This is a genomic window from Bartonella sp. AP65SXKL, from assembly GCF_042195725.1.
GTDB lineage: Bacteria > Pseudomonadota > Alphaproteobacteria > Rhizobiales > Rhizobiaceae > Bartonella.
In genome coordinates, this window is sequence record NZ_JBHIOW010000057.1 from 1 (window position 1) to 1,830 (window position 1,830).

General features: G+C 36.4%; 2 protein-coding genes and 2 pseudogenes. All 4 read left to right on the forward strand.

All coding sequences use genetic code 11. The features are described 5' to 3' along the window. A pseudogene (locus ACFIMP_RS10040) lies at window positions 1–107 on the forward strand (DUF7146 domain-containing protein); the annotation flags it as partial. 105 nt (window positions 108–212) lie between these two features. Beyond that, complete coding sequence (locus ACFIMP_RS09600; RefSeq protein WP_375610963.1) at window positions 213–503, forward strand: CopG family ribbon-helix-helix protein; 291 nt, start codon at window positions 213–215, stop codon at window positions 501–503. Further along, window positions 500–772, forward strand: a complete 273-nt coding sequence (locus tag ACFIMP_RS09605) for a type II toxin-antitoxin system RelE/ParE family toxin (protein WP_375610964.1) — start codon at window positions 500–502, stop codon at window positions 770–772. Before ACFIMP_RS09600 ends, ACFIMP_RS09605 begins: the two co-directional genes overlap by 4 nt. Window positions 773–941: 169 nt before the next feature. Continuing rightward, a pseudogene (locus ACFIMP_RS09610) lies at window positions 942–1,830 on the forward strand (DUF3987 domain-containing protein); the annotation flags it as partial.

Genomic DNA, 1,830 nt, shown 5'->3' on the forward strand with positions numbered 1-1,830 from the left:
ATCCAAAACATCTGGTCATTTGTGAAGGCATTGAAACCGGTCTGGCTCTTTTGTCTGGGTTGTTATCAGAGCCCGTTGATTTATGGGCGTCCCTTTCAACCCTATGAAAATGCAAAATAGATATAAAATATCTATTCTAATAGTACCTATTGAAGAAACAGTAAAAATACATTACATTAGAACTACTTTGTAACACATTAAGTGGTCGTAAAATGGCTGAGACAACATTTACCTTTCGCGTCGATGATGTATTAAAAAATGAATTTTCCAAAGCAGCAAAGGCGTGTGATAGATCTGGTGCACAATTATTGCGCGATTATATGCGCGATATCGTAAAAGAACAAAAAGAAAAAAGTGCATACGATTTATGGTTTCGGGAACAAGTTCAATTAGGGATAAATTCTGCTAATGCAAGTGATATAATGTCTTCTGAAGAAATCGAAGCAGAAGCAAAAGAATGGCGCTTAAAGACACAAAGTAAACTAGATAGATCAACTTTATGAAGCTAATTTGGACACAAGTAGCACACGTTGACCGCAAAAAGATACGTGAATACATATCACAAGATAATCCTTCCGCTGCCTTAAAGTTTGATCAACTTTTATCTGAAAAAGTAGAAAAACTTGTTAAATTTCCTACCCTTGGTCGTTTAGGACGAATTGTAAATACACGTGAACTTATTGTACATCCAAATTATATCATGATTTATGATATTTCAAATGGCGTTGTGCGTATTTTACGTGTGCTCCATACAAAGAAAAAATTTCCTTAATCAACTGTATTTTTATTTATTTTGTAATTGAAGAAAATTATTTTCTACAATACTGCGCTCCGTATCAGTAAATAATGATAAATTATTATTTTTCTAATATTGCGAATATGATTGCATAATGCACTTTGCACACCGCTTAGTTTCTACTCGTAAAAATGAAGATGACACTATTGTCAATGATGTGTCTGTTGAAAAGCTTGGGGAACTCTTAAAAGAAAACCCCCGTGGTCTCTTAATGGTGCGTGATGAATTGGCTGGCTTTTTAGCCAATCTAGAAAGAAAGGAATATCAATCAGACCGCGCCTTTTATTTAACAGCTTTTAATGGCGATGATCAATTTACTTATGACCGTATAGAGCGTGGAACCATTTTTATCCCTTATGTCACTTTATCCATGATTGGAGGCATTCAACCTTCACGCATTATTCCGCTCATTCAAGCCATACACCGTGGAATAAACGATGACGGTTTATTGCAACGCTTTCAAATGATTGTCTGGCCCGATGACAATAAAGAGTGGCAATTGGTTGATAAACCGCCCAATCAAGAGGTCTGGCAAAAGTATGAAGGGGTATTTCGCTCTTTTCGTGATAAACGCTTAGGTTCTCCCGAACAACCACTGATCATGCGTTTTTCTGCTGAAGCACAAGTGAAGTTTTATGAATGGTTAGAGCATCTTCATAAAGAGGCAAAAGGAGGTAGTTACTCAGAAAGCTTACAATCGCATCTTTTAAAAATGCCAAAGACCATAGCAAGCCTTGCGTTGATTTTTGAACTTCTTGACACTGGTCGTTTAGAAATTGGTCTCTATGCCATTACAACAGCCTTGCGTTGGGAAAAATATCTGTTAAGTCATGTCAAAAGACTTTATGCGGCGGGGGATACATTAACAGCAGAGCGTGCAAAATTAATTGTTGAACGCTGTGATTGTTTACCCGATGTTTTTATAGCAAGGGATGTTTATAAACGTGATTGGAAATATTTAACAGACAATCAAACCGTTAAGCAAGCTTTAGAGCTTTTATGTCGTTGTAACTATATTCGTGAAATCTCTGGAG